Annotated in this window: 16 protein-coding genes; 2 read left to right on the forward strand and 14 right to left on the reverse strand. The window is 60.9% G+C overall.

Annotation, left to right across the window (positions count from 1 at the left end):
- Window positions 1–5 precede the first annotated feature (5 nt).
- Together ACJSDX_RS00835 and slmA are read left to right on the forward strand one after the other, a co-directional pair.
- Entirely contained in the window at window positions 6–683 is a 678-nt protein-coding gene (locus ACJSDX_RS00835; protein ID WP_407993078.1) for a pyrimidine 5'-nucleotidase, read from the forward strand.
- A gap of 41 nt (window positions 684–724) precedes the next feature.
- Window positions 725–1,303 carry a nucleoid occlusion factor SlmA gene (slmA, locus tag ACJSDX_RS00840; protein WP_407993079.1) on the forward strand — a complete coding sequence of 193 codons (579 nt, stop codon included), beginning with the start codon at window positions 725–727 and terminating at the stop codon, window positions 1,301–1,303.
- 66 nt (window positions 1,304–1,369) lie between these two features.
- On the opposite strand, the gene ACJSDX_RS00845 is transcribed toward slmA, so the two are convergent.
- The 14 genes from ACJSDX_RS00845 to murD form a co-directional block, all read right to left on the reverse strand.
- Window positions 1,370–2,602: a multifunctional CCA addition/repair protein gene (locus ACJSDX_RS00845; protein WP_407993547.1), complete on the reverse strand. Its 1,233-nt coding sequence runs from the start codon at window positions 2,600–2,602 to the stop codon at window positions 1,370–1,372.
- 4 nt (window positions 2,603–2,606) lie between these two features.
- Window positions 2,607–3,572: a complex I NDUFA9 subunit family protein gene (locus ACJSDX_RS00850; RefSeq protein ID WP_407993080.1), complete on the reverse strand. Its 966-nt coding sequence runs from the start codon at window positions 3,570–3,572 to the stop codon at window positions 2,607–2,609.
- 39 nt (window positions 3,573–3,611) lie between these two features.
- A complete protein-coding gene (locus ACJSDX_RS00855) occupies window positions 3,612–5,546 on the reverse strand; it encodes a transglycosylase SLT domain-containing protein (RefSeq protein WP_407993081.1) in 1,935 nt (644 codons plus the stop codon).
- A 158-nt stretch (window positions 5,547–5,704) separates the two neighbouring features.
- Window positions 5,705–5,887 (reverse strand): hypothetical protein, encoded by a 183-nt coding sequence (locus tag ACJSDX_RS00860; protein ID WP_407993082.1) that lies wholly within the window; start codon window positions 5,885–5,887, stop codon window positions 5,705–5,707.
- 277 nt (window positions 5,888–6,164) lie between these two features.
- Window positions 6,165–7,094 (reverse strand): UDP-3-O-acyl-N-acetylglucosamine deacetylase, encoded by a 930-nt coding sequence (gene lpxC, locus ACJSDX_RS00865; protein WP_407993083.1) that lies wholly within the window; start codon window positions 7,092–7,094, stop codon window positions 6,165–6,167.
- A 116-nt stretch (window positions 7,095–7,210) separates the two neighbouring features.
- Window positions 7,211–8,374: a cell division protein FtsZ gene (gene ftsZ / locus ACJSDX_RS00870; protein WP_407993084.1), complete on the reverse strand. Its 1,164-nt coding sequence runs from the start codon at window positions 8,372–8,374 to the stop codon at window positions 7,211–7,213.
- Window positions 8,375–8,463: 89 nt separating this feature from the next.
- Complete coding sequence (gene ftsA / locus ACJSDX_RS00875) at window positions 8,464–9,702, reverse strand: cell division protein FtsA (protein ID WP_309566233.1); 1,239 nt, start codon at window positions 9,700–9,702, stop codon at window positions 8,464–8,466.
- A 25-nt stretch (window positions 9,703–9,727) separates the two neighbouring features.
- Window positions 9,728–10,459: a cell division protein FtsQ/DivIB gene (locus tag ACJSDX_RS00880; RefSeq protein WP_309566232.1), complete on the reverse strand. Its 732-nt coding sequence runs from the start codon at window positions 10,457–10,459 to the stop codon at window positions 9,728–9,730.
- Window positions 10,449–11,357: a D-alanine--D-alanine ligase gene (locus tag ACJSDX_RS00885; protein ID WP_407993085.1), complete on the reverse strand. Its 909-nt coding sequence runs from the start codon at window positions 11,355–11,357 to the stop codon at window positions 10,449–10,451. The genes ACJSDX_RS00880 and ACJSDX_RS00885 overlap by 11 nt, the downstream gene beginning before the upstream one ends.
- Window positions 11,350–12,243 (reverse strand): UDP-N-acetylmuramate dehydrogenase, encoded by an 894-nt coding sequence (gene murB, locus ACJSDX_RS00890; RefSeq protein WP_407993086.1) that lies wholly within the window; start codon window positions 12,241–12,243, stop codon window positions 11,350–11,352. Before murB ends, ACJSDX_RS00885 begins: the two co-directional genes overlap by 8 nt.
- Window positions 12,240–13,667, reverse strand: a complete 1,428-nt coding sequence (murC, locus tag ACJSDX_RS00895) for a UDP-N-acetylmuramate--L-alanine ligase (RefSeq protein ID WP_407993087.1) — start codon at window positions 13,665–13,667, stop codon at window positions 12,240–12,242. Before murC ends, murB begins: the two co-directional genes overlap by 4 nt.
- Complete coding sequence (gene murG / locus ACJSDX_RS00900; protein ID WP_407993088.1) at window positions 13,664–14,770, reverse strand: undecaprenyldiphospho-muramoylpentapeptide beta-N-acetylglucosaminyltransferase; 1,107 nt, start codon at window positions 14,768–14,770, stop codon at window positions 13,664–13,666. The genes murC and murG overlap by 4 nt, the downstream gene beginning before the upstream one ends.
- Before the next feature lie 75 nt (window positions 14,771–14,845).
- Window positions 14,846–16,024 (reverse strand): putative lipid II flippase FtsW, encoded by a 1,179-nt coding sequence (gene ftsW / locus ACJSDX_RS00905; RefSeq protein ID WP_407993089.1) that lies wholly within the window; start codon window positions 16,022–16,024, stop codon window positions 14,846–14,848.
- Window positions 16,021–17,382: a UDP-N-acetylmuramoyl-L-alanine--D-glutamate ligase gene (gene murD / locus ACJSDX_RS00910; protein WP_407993090.1), complete on the reverse strand. Its 1,362-nt coding sequence runs from the start codon at window positions 17,380–17,382 to the stop codon at window positions 16,021–16,023. Before murD ends, ftsW begins: the two co-directional genes overlap by 4 nt.
- Window positions 17,383–17,385 lie beyond the last annotated feature (3 nt).

Genomic DNA, 17,385 nt, shown 5'->3' on the forward strand with positions numbered 1-17,385 from the left:
AACCCATGCCGCACAAGGTCTGGATCTTCGACCTCGACAACACCTTGCATGATGCAGATGCGGAAATCTTTCCGCATCTGCACATCGAGATGACGCGCTACATCATGAGCGAGCTCAATTTGGAAGAGGAGGCTGCCTGCCTGTTGCGCCAGCATTACTGGCGCATCTACGGCGCCACCCTCAAAGGCCTGATGCGCCATCATCGTGTGCACCCGCATCATTTCCTCCAGACCACCCACCAGCTTGACGACCTGCCCAAGATGGTCCGCTCGGTCAAAAGGTTGCGGCACACCTTGCAGCAACTCTCCGGCCGTAAGGTAGTATTCACTAACGCGCCGATGAGTTATGCCGAAAGAGTGTTAAAATTACTCGCTATCGACGGCTTGTTCGATCAGGTGTTCAGCGTGGAATCCTCTGGCTTCCACCCTAAACCCGCGATGCGCGGCTTCCGGCACTTGTTGCAGGCGCTCAAGGTCAGCGCGGGCAACTGCATCCTGCTGGAGGATAGCCTACCGGCATTGATGACGGCAAAGCGCCTGGGCATGAAGACTATCCATGTTTCTGCCAGGCCTAGGCGCGCCAGTTATGTCGATGCCAGGATTTCCAGCGTGCTGGAGCTTCCGCACACTTGGATTTATAAAACATACAACAATGCAGAACATCGCCAGCAGCCGGGGACATAAGGCTCCGGCCTGGCTTTCTGCCTGGATCAAGAGGTAAAGAAATGGCTTTGAAACCCGGAGAACGCAAGCAGCAAATCCTGGAAACCCTGGCGAAGATGCTGGAATCGCCCAAACGCGAAAAGATCACTACGGCTTCCCTCGCGGCCAAGCTGGAAGTCAGCGAAGCAGCGCTCTACCGCCACTTCCCCAGCAAGGCTCGGATGTTCGACGGCCTGATCGAGTTCATCGAGCAAACGCTGTTCGGCCTCATCAACAAGATCACCTCGGAAGAAGAGGAAGGCCTGCGCCAGGCGCGGCGCATCGTCACCATCCTGCTGCTGTTCGCGGAAAAGAACCACGGCATGACCCGCGTACTGATCGGCGACGCGCTGGTGAATGAAGACGCCAGCCTGCAGACCCGCATCAACCAGCTATTCGACCGCATCGAGTCCACCCTGAAGCAAAGCCTGCGCATTGCCGAAACCCAGACCGGCCGCAAGTTCGATCCCGAGTCCCAGGCCAACCTACTGCTGTGCTTCGTGATCGGCCGCTGGCACCAGTTCGCCAAGAGCGGCTTCAAACGCAAGCCGATGGAATACGTGCAGCAGCAACTGACATTGCTATACGGGCTGGAAGAGTAATTACAGTCATTTACACCAAAGAAAAAGCCTCGCAGTTGCGAGGCTTTTTCTTTGCATCCATTCTAATCATGATGCCCAAGCCAATGGAAAATTGAATGCCGCCTCCATGGCCGCGACGCGGGCATTAAACACCGCATCCTTGATGGCAGCAGGATTGACCTGCTGCTTGGCCACCTCGCCCACATCCACGGCAATGACCATATCCAGGATATCCAGCAATAGCTGAAACTGCGGCAGAGGCTGATCTTCGAAACCCGTGCGCCCCCGGGCATCGGCCTCGCAGGCACGCAAAAAATCCCTGAAACGACCAGGCTGGCGCAGAGCATCCGTTTCCTGCAAAAAACGCAATACAGTAGCAGCTTTCATCTCGCCGACCTGGTGCACCTTGCCGTGGAATTTCGCCACCACCAGCGCCAGTTCCTTGCAGTCGTTCGGTACGCGCAGGCGTTTTACCAAAGACTGCAACAATCCCACGCTACGCTCTTCGTGGCCGATGTGCCGGGGCAGGATATCGGCAGGCGTCGTGCCCTTGCCGAGATCGTGCGTCAATGCCGCAAAACGCACCGGCAGGCTGAAGCCCGCACGGGCGGCGTAGTCGATCACCAGCATGACATGGACGCCGGTATCGACTTCGGGATGGTATTTGGCCGTCTGCGGCACGCCGAACAGCCTGTCCACCTCGGGCAGCAGCCGTTTGAGGGCGCCGCAGGCCCGCAGCACCTCGAACATGCGGCTGGGCTGCTGTTCCATGAGTCCCTTGGCCAATTCCTGCCATACGCGCTCCGGCACCAGGGCATCGACTTCGCCGCCCTCCACCATATTGCGCATCAGCGCCATGGTTTCGTCCGCCACGGTGAATTCGGTGAATCTCGCCGCAAAGCGCGCGGCGCGCAGGATACGCACCGGGTCTTCGCTGAAGGCCGGGCTGACATGGCGCAATAACTTGGCATCGAGGTCGGCCACGCCATGGTAGGGATCGATCAATTGCCCATGCTCGTCCTCGGCAATCGCGTTGATGGTGAGGTCGCGTCGCGCCAGGTCCTGCTCCAGCGTGACTTCCGAGTCGGCATACACCTGGAACCCCTTGTAGCCCTTGCCGGTCTTGCGCTCGGTGCGTGCCAGGGCATATTCCTCATGCGTCTCGGGATGCAGGAACACCGGGAAATCCTTGCCTACCGGCCTGTAGCCCAGTCGCTCCATGGCTTCTGGCGTGCTGCCTACCACGACGTAGTCGCGGTCCTTGACCGGCAGGCCCAGAAGCCTGTCCCGAACAGCGCCGCCAACCGTATAGGTGCGCATGGGTTTAGCGCTTGCTGAACGTTCGCCCGGCCAGGCTGCGGAAGCGGTCATAGGCGCTGCGCGGGGTATCGCCGACGAGGTATTCCGGCGCCACCGCCTCCAGTGCCGTGGTCGGGACGCCAAACAGTTCTCTCACCGGCGCTGCGCACACGCTATCCACTTCCATACTGAACAGGTTGTCGCGCGTCATGAGCTTCACCGGCAGCTTTTCCATGACATAGGCCTGGTAATAGGAGAGCTTGTCGTTGAGCGGGACAATCCGGCGTTTCTTGCCGAGCAGGAACGCCACGAACTCGATCAACTGCTGCAAGGTGTAGACTTGGGGGCCGCCTAGGTCGATGCTGCGGCCATAGGTGCTTACATTATCCAGGGCGGCGACGAAGACATGGGCCACGTCTTCCACCCAGATCGGCTGGAAGCGTGCGTTGGGCTTGGCGACGGCTACCACCGGCAATATCTTGACCACGTTGGCGAACAGGTTGAGGAACTGGTCGCCGCGGCCGAAGATGACGGAGGGGCGGAATACCGTCACATCGACCTCGCGGGCTCGCGCCAGCACAGCGGCCTCGCCAGCCGCCTTCGAGCGCAGATAGGCGCTCTTGGCATTGGCGTCGGCCTGGAGCGCGCTCATGTGCAATAGGCGTTTCACGCCCTGTTTGCAACAGATGTCGACGATGCGTGCCGGCAACTCGGCATGCAGCTTGTCGAACCCGGCTTGCGAGGATTCATGCAGGATGCCGACCAGGTTGATTACGGCATCCTGCGCGTGCAAGTGCCCGGAGAGCGCCGTGTCATTGAAGATATCGCATTCGACGACCTGCACGTTGGGCAACAGGATGAGATGCTTGCTGCTTTCGCGTCTGCGGGTCAATACCTTGACGTCATACCCGGCGACGCTGAGCTTGTGCACGAGCGCACTGCCCACGAAACCAGAGCCACCAATCACACATACTTGCCTGATACGTTGCATTACTTCATGTCCCTTTGCTTGCCTATGTTGAGTGCTTTGCTAATCTTGTTCCGGGTTGACGGGCTCGCCTATCCCCGGCACAGTCCCCAGCCGCTGTTTCAGCGTCTGGGGCTTGGTGCCCAGCTGCTGCGAGTAATAGATGGAGTTGCCCAGCACTTTCTTGACGTAATCCCGCGTTTCGCTGAAAGGAATGGTTTCCGCATACACCGCGCCTTCCAGCGGCTTGTCCGACGCCCAGCGCTTGGGCCTTCCCGGTCCTGCATTATAAGCTGCGGTCGCCATCAACGGCTGCTGGTCCATCTTGTCCATGGTATAGCGCAAGTAATGGGTCCCGAACTTCAGATTGGTGTCGAGCTGGTTGATCATGGCAGGCTTGTAGTCCCCCATGCCCATGCGCTTGGCGATCCACTTGGCGGTTTCGGGCATTACCTGCATCAGGCCGGATGCGCCGACCACGGACTTGGCCCAGCTGACAAAGCGGCTTTCCTGGCGGATCAGGCCGTATACCCAGGCCTCGTCCAAGGCGTTATCCGCGGCATATCCCTGCATGAGGTCGCGATAGGGCGTGGGGTAGCGCAGGGCGAAATCATGCAGCAGCTTGGTGCGGTCGGCCGTGCTGATGGCAATATCGTACCAGCCTTCGCGGAACGCCACTTCGGCAGCGGCGATCAGCTGCTTGTCATCGAAGTCGCGGCTGGCAAACCGCCACTCCTCGCGCGACTCCCAACGCATCTCCAGCCTGCGCAGCGCCAGGGCGCGCTGTACGCCTGCTTGGTCCAATACCGCCCGCACTTCGTCCGCACTCGCCTTGTAAGGATCGGGCGTAGCGCCCAGGGCATCCCCCATTTCCTCTTCCGCCAACAGGCCGTAATAGGTGTTTTCCTTGGCAAGCTTGACCAGTATCAGGTTGGCCGCGACGATCTGCTTCTGCTCCTTGAGGGCACGGGCCTTCCAGTACTGCCACACCTGTTCCTCTTGCTGCGATTCCGGCATGGCGGCAATAGCCGCCTGCAATGCCTTCCAGTCGCCGGCGCGCATGGCAGCTCTGGCTTTCCATTCCTGCTGGTCCTTGTCCAATACGGTGCTGCCGGCGCGCTGGAAATAGGTCAACGCGGCGGGGTCGTGCTTGCGTGCAGCATGCAGGGCAAAACGCCCCCAGAAATAGTCGCGGTCGGCCACATCGAAATTGCCATGCAGCTTTTCCCACAAATCCAATGCCAATGCGGGCTGGCTGCGGCTCAGCCGCTCCAGCGCATAGAGGTTGAGCTCCCTGCCCAATCGGCTCTTGAAGCTGATCTGGCGCTTTTCCAGCACTTGCTGCGGGTTTTGGTAAACCCGGTCCAAAAGCTTGAGGTTGTTCTTATCGATGTCGGGCAGGCGTTGCAACACGGTTTTGGCGACGGTGATCTTCGAGCCTTGCAGCAGCAAACGGGTCCGCGCCCAGATATCCTCCTCGCGCAACACCCCGCCTTTCTGCAAGCGCTCGAACACGGCGCCGCAGTTGGCAGGCAGCTCGCTGCCCGTCATCCAGAGCGCCTTTCCATCCTTGACGGCGGACTCCAGCCCTTGCTGGATGCCGCCGTCGGCCGCATAGCAGCTGACTGCCATATCCTCACGCTGAAACTTGGGATACTCTTCAAAAAACGCGTTCCAGTCCTGGCGCTTTGCCAGCACCTTCAGCCACTCGCCGCGCAAGCGATCGGCAAATGGCGCGTCCTTGTATTGCTCAAGAAAGTTTTGCACGGACTGGCTGCTTGCCTGGTTCAAGTCGAGCAACAAGCGCCAATAATCGATATAGGGAGCGAGAATATAATGCTGCGCATGCAGGCTTTGCGAAGCGGTGGCGAGCGCATTGAGGTTGCGCGCGTTATAGGCGGCACGCGCGCTCAGGAAGAGGTCGTCGGGGCCGGCGGCATGCACAGGCTGATTACCCAGCACCAACGCGCCAGCCAGCAGGATTGAAGCCAAAGCCATCCTGCAATTGCCCAACCATTTGGCTTTGCCTGCACGCCGCAGACTGCCTGCCTGCGCGACGCCCATCTGACTTAACTGCATTGTGTTATACCCAAACCATGACGCTTGACCAAGCATAGCATAGCCATCCCCTGAGATGGCCGCTGCAATTGAGGAATCTAGTAAAGAATGATGCGGCCCATGGAGATCACCAGAGCCACCACCATGAGCATGACCAAGGTGAACTTGGTCAACTGCCAAGTGAACTTGAGATAGCGCTTGTCGCCTGAAATAAAGTAGACACCCAGCGACACGGCAACCGAGATCAAGCCCAGCACCAGCAGGATGCGCAATACCAGCATAGGTTAGAACCTGTTCAAAGACTTTTTATAAGTACGCATGGCTCCAGGTCGCGTCCGGTCAAGGCGCAGTCCGCAGGTAATGCTCATTGCCTTGCCAAGATCTGCAACGCGGAGCGGGCGCGTGTTGGGCCGGGCCATGCCCTTCGGGTTGGCCTGTCAAGGCAGCCGCTGCCGCGTTGCAAATTCTCGCCGTACAATAAGCACGGCTGCGGTGTGCGCCTTGCTTCGACTGCCTTGACAGGTCAACGTATCTCATAAAAAGCCTGTGAACAGGTTCTTAAACGTATTGCAACGCGGGCGGCAGGCCGATGGGATTCTGGAAAGCGCCGGGCGCTTCCTCGAACTTGTCGAAAGTAGCGTACTCCCAGGCATCGCCGTCGGCCAGCAATGTCCGCAACAGTTGGTTGTTCATGTAATGGCCCGCCTTGTAGGCGCTGAACGCGCCGATCAAGGGGTGCCCCAATACGTACAGGTCGCCGATGGCGTCCAGCATCTTGTGCTTGACGAATTCGTCGTCATAACGCAATCCGTCGCTGTTCAATACGCGATAATCATCCAGCACGATGGCATTGTCCAGGCTGCCGCCCCGGGCCAATCCCATGGAGCGCAAGGCTTCCACCTCATGCATGAAGCCGAAAGTGCGCGCGCGGCTGATTTCCTTGATATAGGAGTTGTCGGCAAAGTCTATGCTGATTTTCTGCCCGGTATGCTCCACGGCAGGATGGTCGAAATCAATGGTGAAGTCGAGCTTGAAGCCGAAATAAGGATCGAAACGCACCCATTTGTCGCCTTCGTGGTACTCGACGGTTTTTTTGATACGGATGAATTTCTTCATCGCGTCCTGTTCGACAATGCCGGCTTCTTGCAGAAGGAAGACAAAAGGTCCGGCGCTGCCGTCCATGATAGGCACTTCGCCCGCATTGAGCTCGATATGGATGTTGTCTATGCCCAACCCGGCCAGGGCGGACATCAGGTGCTCGATCGTGGCAACCCGCGCACCGTTGCACTCCAGCGCGGAACACAACTTGGTATCGGTAACGAGATGAGGCTGCACCTTGAATTCCGCAGTTTCGGGCAGATCGACCCTGCGGAATACGATACCGGTATCTGGCGCTGCCGGCCGCAAGGTCAGGGTAACCTTGTCGCCGGAATGCAAGCCAACACCGGTGGCGCTTATTTCTTTTTTCAGCGTTCTTTGTTTAAGCACTGCTGTCCCTCTCGCGAGAGTCCTCATTCATATAATTGCCATATTATAGCACGTGGCGCTACCCCGCCCGGAGCAGACGGGCATCCCCACCGGCCCTTGCGGGCCCAGGCAATGCCTTAATCAGCCTGCTTGCGCAGGAATGCAGGAATATCGTATTCCTCCACGCCTGACATCTTCATGGCTTCCACCTGGGCGCGTCGGCCATTGGAGCTGAATACAGCCGGGCCTTCGTCATCCATGCCGCCCATGTAGACAGGCTGGTTGGTCGTACCGTCGCGCACCTGGGTCATCACGCGCAGCTCGGGCTTTTGCTGGCGGCGTGCTACTGCGCCATTCAAGCCGGTTGCCACCATGGTGACGCGTAGGCCGTCGCCGATGGACTCGTCGAAGACATTGCCAACGATCACGGTCGCATCATCCGCAGTGAACTCCTTGATGGTGTTCATCACGTCGTAGTATTCCTTCATCTTGAAGGAGGTGCTTGCGGTGATGTTGACCAGCACGCCGCGCGCATTGGCCAGGTTCACGTCTTCCAGCAGGGGGCTTGCCACTGCCTGTTCAGCCGCGATACGTGCACGCTCGCTGCCGGTAGCCGTCGCCGACCCCATCATCGCCATGCCCATTTCGGACATCACGGTACGCACGTCGGCAAAGTCGACGTTCACCATGCCAGGGCAATTGATGATTTCGGCAATGCCGGAAACCGCGTTGTGCAACACGTCATTGGCCGCCTGGAACGCTTCCAGGAACGGCACGTCCTCGCCCAACACCTGCATGAGCTTCTCGTTCGGGATAATGATAAGAGAGTCGACATGCTTGGAAAGTTCTTCCAGGCCTTCCTGCGCGACCTTGGTACGCTTGCCTTCGAATGCGAAAGGCTTGGTGACCACGGCCACGGTCAGGATACCCATTTCCTTAGCGACTTCCGCGATGATGGGCGCGGCGCCGGTGCCGGTGCCGCCGCCCATGCCTGCTGTGATGAACAGCATATCAGCGCCGTCGATGATCTCGGCAATACGGTCGCGGTCTTCCAAGGCTGCCTCGCGGCCAATCTCGGGACGTGCGCCCGCACCAAGGCCCTTGGTGATGTCGGTGCCGATCTGCAGCACAGTCTTGGCCTGGCTCTTCTTCAGCGCCTGCATGTCGGTATTGGCGCAAATGAATTCCACGCCGCCGACTTCCTTGGCAATCATGTGCGCCACTGCGTTACCGCCGCAACCGCCCACGCCTATCACTTTGATCACGGCCTCTTGTGAGTCCCTGTCCATAATCTCAAACATGTTAAATTCCTCCAAAGTTACGTCTGCCTAAACTCGAAAAAAGCACTATTGCTTACACACAATCGCTTACAAACCGATCCACTCAACTACTAGAAATTACCCTGGAACCAACTCTTCATCCGGCTCAACACCTGGCTGAAAGAATTGGACTCCATCTGTCCCTGGAGCTGACGTTCCACTTGTTGCTGGCCCATCAACACCAGTCCCACCCCGGTGGCATACCGCGGATTGCCTACCACCTCGGACAAACCTCCCACATTGCGCGGCATGCCAAGGCGCACCGGCATGTGGAAAATCTCTTCACCCAGTTCCACCATCCCCTTCATGAGGGAGGAACCGCCTGTAATCACGATGCCGGAGGCAATCATTTCCTCCATGCCGCTGCGGCGCAGCTCGCCGAGCACGAATTCATACAGCTCGACCACGCGCGGCTCGATCACCTCGGCCAGCGTCTGCACCGACAACTGGCGCGGGTCGCGGCCATCGACGCCGGGCACTTCCACCACTTCGCGCGAGTCGGCCAGCTGGCGCAAGGCGCAGCCGTGCTTGATCTTGATCTCTTCGGCCGACTGGGTCGGCGTGCGGAACGCCACCGCCACGTCGTTGGTGATCTGGTCGCCTGCGATCGGCACCACGGCGGTATGGCGGATTGCGCCCTGCTTGAACACGGCGATGTCGGTTGTGCCGCCGCCGATATCCACCAGGCAGACGCCGAGCTCCTTCTCGTCCTCGGTCAATACCGCCAGGCTGGAAGCCAGCGGCTGCAGGATGAGGTCGCTCACCTCCAGGCCGCAGCGCTTGATGCACTTGACGATGTTCTGCGCAGCGGAGACGGCGCCGGTGACGATATGCACCTTGACCTCGAGCTTCATGCCGCTCATGCCCAGGGGCTCGCGCACGTCCTCCTGGCCGTCGATGATGAATTCCTGCGTGAGGATGTGCAGGATCTGCTGGTCGGACGGCAAGGCAATCGCGCGCGCGGTCTCGATCACGCGGTCCACGTCCATCTGCGTCACCTCGGCATCCTTGATCTTCACCATGCCGTGCGAATTGAGGCTCTTGATATGCGAGCCCGCAATGCCGGTGAACACGGTGCTGATCTTGCAATCCGCCATGAGCTCGGCCTCTTCCAGCGCGCGCTGGATGGCCTGCACCGTGGAATCGATATTCACCACCACGCCCTTCTTCAGCCCGCGCGAGGTGTTCTGACCCAGGCCGATGACCTTGAGGCTGCCGTCCAGCTGCAACTCGGCCACGATCGCCACGATCTTCGAGGTGCCTATATCCAGCCCGACAATCAGATTCTTATCTTCCCGGACCCTGCTCATTTATTTCTCCAATTTTCCATGTTACTCAGGCTGCTCCTGTCTTGCGTTTTGGCGTCGACCCCTCGGGCTTGCGTACGGCAAACCCGTTGGGATAGCGCAAATCGGCGTAGTTGATCGCCACTTTCAACCCGCCCAATGTCTGTCCGTATACGCTGGCGAATTTCTGCAAGCGCGTTTCCATCTCTTCCCGCCCCAGCTCGATCACCATGCCATTGCTGGTCTTGATCTGCCAGGCGCGGCGCGGGGTCAAAGCCAGTTGCGCGATATGCATGCCGGTACCCGTACCCAGGATCTGGCTATATACGCCGTATTGCTTCGCCACCTCCGCCACGCCGTCCCCCGGACCGTAGAACACCGGCAGGTCGCTGTCCGACGCCGCATGGAACAGCTCGCCGTACGTATTCACCAGCGCGATATTGCCCCAGCGTGCCAGCTCCCTCTGTTCCTCGATCACCACCTCCAAACGGTCGGGCCAGCGCTTGCGCACGCTGACCTTGCGCGCCCACGGCAGCTTCTGGAAAGCGTCGCGCGCCTTCACCACGTCCACCGTGAAGAAATTGCCCTGCAAATGCCGGTCCGCGATCAGCTTGATCTGCTCGCGCGTCACGTGTTCCAGCGTGCCTTCCACCCGCACTTCCTTGAGCGGGAAAATCGGCAGGTGCACCACCACATACACCAGCCCATACAAAAACATCACGGCCGCCAGCGCATTGAGCAGGTTCGCGATCCAGTTAAGGGCGCGCGGCTTATCCCACATGCGCAAGCTCCAATATCCTCAGCACCAGCTCGTCGAAACTGAGCCCGACCGCCTTGGCCCCCATGGGCACCAGGCTGTGGTCGGTCATGCCGGGCGAGGTATTCACTTCAAGCAAGTAATGCCGTCCGGCTTCGTCCATGAGGAAGTCCACCCTTCCCCAGCCCTGCCCGCCGACGACGCGGAACGCCTGCAAAGCCTCGGCCTTGATTTTTTCCTCCAGCGCGGCATCCAGCCCGCACGGGCAGAGGTATTGCGTATCGTCGCGCAGGTACTTGGCCTCGTAGTCGTAGAACTCGTTGGCAGGCACGATGCGGATCACGGGCAAGGCTTCGTCGCCGAGAATGCCCACCGTGTACTCGCCGCCGCCGACGAATTGCTCCGCGATCACCAACGGGTCGGACTTGGCCGCCAACTCATAGGCAGCCTTGAGGCCGCCTGCCGTCTTTACCTTGCTGATGCCGATGCTGGAGCCCTCGTTGGCAGGCTTCACGAACAAGGGCAGGCCAAGGCGCTGCTCGATCGCGGCAAAGTCGCCGTCGGCATCAACCAGCTCGAACTCGGGCGTCGCCACGCCAGCCGCGCGCCAGAGCAGCTTGGTGCGCCATTTGTCCATGCCCACGCTGGACGCCATCACGCCGCTGCCGGTATAGGGAATGCCCATGAGCTCCAGCGCGCCCTGGATGGTGCCGTCCTCGCCATAGCGGCCATGCAACGCAATGAACACGCGGTCGAATCCGGCCAGCTCGCTCAACTCGCGCTCTGCCGGGTCGAAGGCATGGGCATCGACTCCGCCGCGGCGCAAGGCAGCCAGCACCGCGGCGCCGCTCTTCAGCGACACCTCGCGCTCGCCCGACTTGCCGCCCAGCAGCACGGCCACCCTGCCGAAATCCCTACTCATGCCCATCCTCTCCAATCACTCTCACTTCCGGTTGCAGGTCCACGCCCTGCTGTTGCTTCACCACCGCCTGCACATGCAGGATCAATTGCTCTATATCCTTTGCCGTCGCCCCGCCCTGGTTGACGATGAAGTTGGCGTGCTTCTCCGACACTTGCGCCCCGCCGATGCTGTAGCCTTTGAGGCCGCTGGCCTCGATCAGGCGCGCCGCATGGTCGCCCGGCGGGTTGCGGAACACCGACCCGGCATTCGGCAGGTTCAACGGCTGTGTCGCGAGACGCCTGGCCAACAGCTGCTTGATCCTGGCCTCGGCTTCCATCGCATCGCCATCGGCCAGCCTGAACCAGGCCGCGACGAACCACTCGTCCGCCACCGGCATCTCCACATGGCGGTAGGCGGTGGCGAACGCCTGGTGGTTGCGCTCGTGCAGCTTGCCTTCGCGGTCTATGGTCAGCACGCGGTCGACAATTTCCCAAGTCTCGCCGCCATGGCAGCCGGCATTCATCGCCAGCGCACCGCCCACGGTCCCGGGAATGCCCGCCATGAACTCCGCGCCATGCCGATGCTGGCGCGCGGCAAACTTGGCAAGCTTGGCGCAGGTTACGCCCGCCTCGGCGTAGACAAACTCTTTATCCGTCTGCAATGTAGTCAACGCACCATGCATAAGGACCACAGTGCCCCTGACGCCACCGTCACGCACCAGCAAGTTGGAACCCAGGCCGATAAAATACAGCGGCTCGTCGGCAGGCAATCCGGCAAGGAATTGCTGCAGGTCGTCCAGGCTGGCGGGCACATACAGCCGCTCGGCCGCCCCGCCCGCACGCCAGCTGGTATAACGGGCCAGGGACTCGTCATACAGCAAGTTGCCTGTCGCGACCGTAGCCGTCACTGCACGGCCTCCATGGGTACGCTCTCTGCAGCGGCCGCCAGCTCCCTGGTTTTAGCGGCGACCTGGCCGATGGAGCCTGCGCCCATCACGATCACCACATCGCCATCCCGCGCCATATCCACGATCGCCTGCGGCAATTCCTGCGGCGTTTCCACGAATAGCGGTTCCACCTTGCCAGCGACACGAATCGCGCGTACCAGCGAGCGGCCGTCAGCTGCCACGATTGGCGCTTCTCCGGCGGAATACACTTCGGTCAGCACCACCACGTCGGCGCCGGAAAGCACTTTGACGAAATCCTCGAAGCAATCACGGGTGCGGGTATAGCGGTGCGGCTGGAAAGCCAGCACCAGCCTGCGCCCGGGAAAGGCATCGCGAGCTGCTGCAATCACGGCATTCATCTCGACCGGGTGGTGCCCGTAATCATCGATCAATGTGAAGTACCCGCCGTTTTTCGCCGGCATTTCGCCATACCGCTCGAAACGGCGTCCCACACCCTTGAACTCGGCCAGCGCCTTAATGATGGCGCTGTCGGGCACGTTCAACTCGCTCGCCACTGCAATCGCGGCCAGCGCATTCAGCACGTAATGCCTGCCAGGCAGGTTGAGCGTGACATCGAATGTCGTCGTCACGCCGTTGATGCGGCTCACGGTAAAGTGCATGCGCCCATTTTCCGCACGCACGTTGCTGGCGCGGATACGGGCCTCTTCCGAGAAGCCGTACGGCATGACCTGCTTGGAAATCTGCGGCAGGATGGCGCGGATATTCGGGTCGTCGATGCATACCACGGCCATGCCGTAGAACGGCAGGCGCTGCAGGAATTCGACGAATGCCCCTTTGAGCCGCTCGAAATCATGGCCATAGGTATCCATGTGGTCTGCATCGATATTGGTGACCACGGAAATGATGGGAGTAAGGTGCAGGAAGGAGGCATCCGACTCATCGGCTTCCGCGACAATGAACTCTCCCGACCCCAGGCGCGCATTGCTGCCCGAGGCTTCCAGCCGTCCGCCGATCACGAAGGTAGGATCCATCCCGGCTTCCGCCAGGATGCTGGCAATGAGGCTGGTGGTCGTGGTCTTGCCGTGCGTGCCGGCGATCGCGATCCCCTGGCGGAAACGCATGAGCTCGGCCAGCATCAGCGCGCGCGGAATGATGGGAACGCTGCGCTCGCGCGCCGCCACCACTTCGGGGTTGTCATCCTTGACCGCGCTGGAAATCACCACCACGTCGGCCTCTCCAAGGTTTTCCGCGGCATGGCCCTGGTGCAGCCTGGCGCCGAACCCGGCCAGCCTTCGCGTGGTCGCATTGTCGGCGAGATCCGAGCCGCTGACGCTGAAGCCCAGGTTGAGCAGGACTTCGGCAATGCCGCTCATGCCGGAACCGCCTATACCGACAAAATGCACGTGTTTCACTTTATGTTTCATGGGCGTTTCCCTCCCTGCGACGGCAGGGCAATACTTTCTAATTCGTTTGCAATCGTCTCTGTCGCCTTAGGCCTGCCCAGCTCGCGCGCGGCATGCGCCATCGCCAGCAGGCGGGTGCGAGTCAGCTTCTGCAGCAGCGCGGCCAGTCTCTGCGGCGTCAGTTCCTGCTGCGGCAAATGGATGGCTGCGCCGTGCTCGGCCATCCAGCGGGCGTTGTCGCGCTGGTGCGAGGTGGTCGACACCACCAGCGGCACCAGGATGCTGGCGACGCCGGCCACCGCCAGCTCGCTCACCGTGATCGCCCCGGCCCGGCATACCAGCACATCGGCCTCGGCATAGGCGCCCGCCATGTCGTCGATAAAGGGCACCACCCTGGCTTCCACGCCAGCGGCGGCATAAGCCTCGCGCAAGGCGTCGATATGTTGCGCGCCGGACTGATGGGTCACTACCGGACGCTGTCCCGCAGACAGCAAAGCCAACGCCTTGGGCAAAGTCGCATTCAGCACTTGCGCCCCCAGGCTGCCGCCCACCACCAGCACGTGCAGCGGGCCTTGACGGCCGGCAAAGCGCTGCTCCGGCGAAGCGATATCAACAATCTCGGCACGCACCGGGTTGCCGGTCACGCGCGCCTTGAACGCCATGCCGCCCAACGTCGCGGCGCCGCCATCGAAACCGAACAACACGCGCTTGGCATGCTTGACCAGCGCCCGGTTCGACATCAGCAAGGCGGCATCCGCATTCACCACTGCCAGCGGCACGCTCGCAGCCCTGGCCGCCCAGCCGCCCGGCACGGTGACATAGCCGCCCATACCGAGCACCGCCTGCGGCTTCAATTCACGCATCAGGCGCCATGCCGTCCAGGTGGATCCCAGCAGGCGGAACATCCCCTGCAACGTATGTTTCCATCCCTTGCCGCGCAGGCCGGAGAACTTGAGCTGCGTCATCGGCAATCCGCTGGGTGGCACCAGGCGGTTTTCCATCCCGTGGGTCGTGCCCAGCCAATGCACGTTCCAGCCGCGCGCCTGCATGGCCTTGGCGATCGCCAAGCCTGGCATGACGTGCCCGCCGGTGCCTGCCGCCATGATGAGTAAGGTCTTACTCATGCAAACCACCTTTGACCCATGGGAAAACAGGCGCCTGGCAATGTTGGCAAATCCCTTTGAATATCGTGTTATCCATCATGCCGGCAATCCCTTTTGAAGGCGCCTGTTTTCCCAATCGACCCTAAGTAGGATCGCCAAGGCAATGCAGTTCGCCAGAATGCCGCTGCCGCCGAAAGACAGCAATGGCAGGGTCAGGCCCTTGGTCGGCAGCACGCCCATGTTCACGCCGATATTGATGATGCTCTGCACGCCGATCCAGACGCCTATGCCCTGCGCAAGCAAGGCGGAGAAATAACGCTCGTTGGCGACGGCTTCCTTGCCGATGCGGAAGGCGCGGATCACCAGCCAAGCGAACAGGCCGACCACCACCATGACGCCAATGAAGCCGAGCTCCTCGGCAATCACCGCCATGAGAAAGTCTGTATGCGCTTCGGGCAGGTAGAGTAGTTTTTCCACGCTGGCGCCCAGGCCGACGCCCAGCCATTCGCCGCGTCCGAATGCGATCAGGGCGTGGGAAAGCTGGTAGCCCTTGCCGAACGGGTCGGCCCAGGGGTCCATGAATCCGATCACGCGCTGCAGGCGGTAAGGCGAACTCCAGATCAGCCCCACGACCGCCACCGGCAGCAAAGCCATCAGGCCGACGAAAATACGGGCGTTGATGCCGCCGAGCCAGAGAATCGCCATGGAAATCGACACGATCACGCTGAACGCGCCGAAGTCGGGCTCGCGCAGCAGCAGCCAGCCGACCACCACCATCACCGCCACCATGGGCAGGAAGCCGCGCTTGATGCTGTCCATCACTTCCGCCTTGCGGATGGTGTAGTCCGCGACATAGATCGCGGCAAACAGCTTCATGAATTCCGAAGGCTGCAGATTGATGACGAACAGCGACAGCCAGCGCTGGCTGCCGTTGACGTTGCGGCCGACGCCGGGAATCAGTACCAGCACCAGCAGGAACAGGCCCAGCAGGAACAGATACGGCGCCATCTTCTGCCAGAACCGGGTCGGCACCTGGAATGCGAGCAAGGCCGCCGTCAGGCTGATCACCAGGAAAATGGAGTGGCGCACCAGGAAATAGGTCGGCTGGTGCCCGGTCATCTTGTCGGCCTCCGCCAACGCAATCGAGGCGGAATACACCATGACCAGGCCGATGCCGAGCAGGATCAGCGTTACCCAGACCAGGCCCTGGTCATAAGTCGACGATGAGGAGGTCAGTCGGTCGCGCCCGCTCAGCATGTACATCATGTTGTTCATGCCCGCGCCTCTCTTTTCTGCAGGCCATTGACCGCCTTCACGAAGATCTCCGCGCGGTGCACGTAATTGCGGAACATATCCAGGCTCGCGCAAGCGGGCGAGAGCAACACGGCATCACCGATGCCAGCCAGATCGAACGCCTTCACCACGGCCTCCTCGAGACTGGCCACATGCTCCAGCGGCACGCCTGTATTCTGCAATGCGTCGGCAATCAAACCGGCGTCGCGCCCGATCAGCACCACGGCGCGCGCATGTCCGGCCACAGGCGTTTGCAAGGGCGCAAAATCCTGTCCCTTGCCGTCGCCGCCCGCAATCAGCACCAGCTTGCGGCTCAAGCCATTGAGCGCCGCGACGGTAGCGCCGACATTGGTGCCCTTGGAATCATCATAAAAGGATACGCCGTCGATATCGGCCACCCATTGCACACGGTGCGGCAAACCCTTGAAATCACGCAATGCCCGCAACGCGACAGTCTCGTCGATGTCGAGCACGGTGCACAATGCCAGCGCCGCCAGGGCGTTGGCTGCATTATGCAGGCCGGTAATTTTCAGGTCGGACACCGGCATCAGCTTGCGCTGCCCGCGGGCAAGCCAGGCTTCGCCGGCATCATGCAGCAGGCCGAACTCCTGCTCACTGCCCGGCGCGCCCAGGCCGAACATGCGCTGGGCGATGCCGCCAAGCGCCATTTCCCGGCTCCATGCGTCGTCAGCATTGAGCACCTGCAGCCCGGCGTGGGCGAAAATGCGCGCCTTGGTGTCGGCATACGCCTGCATGTCGGCATAACGGTCCATGTGGTCTTCGCTGATATTTAGCACCGTGGCAGCGTCCGCCGCCAGGCTGTGCGTGGTTTCCAGCTGGAAGCTGGAAAGCTCAAGCACGTAGACATCCGCTGCCTCGTCGATCGCATCCAGCACCGGCAGGCCGATATTGCCGGCCACGACTGTCCTCAGGCCCGCGGCCTTGCAAATCTCGCCCACCAGCGTGGTCACCGTGCTCTTACCGTTCGCGCCTGTAATCGCAATGACCTTGGCATGCGCCGGCTTTGCCTGGGCAAACAGCTCGACATCGCCCACCACCTGCACGCCGCGTTTGATGGCAGCCTGGATTTGCGGCTCGGCCAATGGCACGCCTGGACTGGCCACGATCAGTTCCGCACCCTGGAATGCATCCTCGGCGAAAGGCCCCAGATGTACCGCAATACCGGGAAACTCCTGCTTGACTGCATCAAGGCCCGGCGGCAGCTCACGGCTGTCGGCAACGGACAGGCGTGCGCCCTGGCGAGCGAGCCAGCGCAATGCCGAAAGGCCGGTATCTCCCAGCCCCAGCACCAACACCTGTTTGTCCTTGAGTTGCAGCATAGA

Origin of the sequence: Methylobacillus draconifructus, assembly GCF_045984355.1 — a bacterium.
GTDB lineage: Bacteria > Pseudomonadota > Gammaproteobacteria > Burkholderiales > Methylophilaceae > Methylobacillus > Methylobacillus flagellatus_A.